General features: G+C 53.9%; 1 protein-coding gene. It reads left to right on the top strand.

Annotated features, from left to right (window positions below; translation table 11 throughout):
* Positions 1-432: ATP-binding cassette domain-containing protein (locus BG74_RS06955; protein ID WP_187202760.1), on the top strand; the 432-nt coding region annotated here is incomplete at both ends.

Below are 432 nucleotides of genomic sequence, written 5' to 3'. Positions count from 1 at the left end.
TCTGCCGGATATTTATGTTCCCTGCGATCACTGCAATGGCAAGCGTTACAACCGTGAAACTCTGGAAGTGAAATATAAGGGCAAGAATATCCATCAGGTGCTGGAGATGACCATCGAGGAAGCGCGCGATTTTTTCGGCGCCGTTCCTGCTCTGGCGCGCAAACTGCAGACGCTGATAGATGTCGGTCTGTCTTATATCCGCTTAGGGCAATCCGCCACCACGCTATCCGGCGGCGAGGCGCAACGGGTCAAGCTGGCGCGTGAGCTATCCAAGCGTGGCACCGGCCAAACGCTGTATATCCTCGACGAGCCGACGACCGGTCTGCATTTCGCCGATATTCAACAATTGCTGGCAGTGCTGCATCAGTTACGGGATCAGGGTAATACGATCGTGGTGATTGAGCATAATCTGGACGTAATCAAAACCGCCGA

Origin of the sequence: Sodalis-like endosymbiont of Proechinophthirus fluctus (genome assembly GCF_001602625.1) — a bacterium.
Taxonomy (GTDB): Bacteria; Pseudomonadota; Gammaproteobacteria; order Enterobacterales; family Enterobacteriaceae.
The sequence above is the reverse complement of the archived record's forward strand: the minus strand, read 5'-3'. Positions and strand labels throughout refer to the sequence as shown.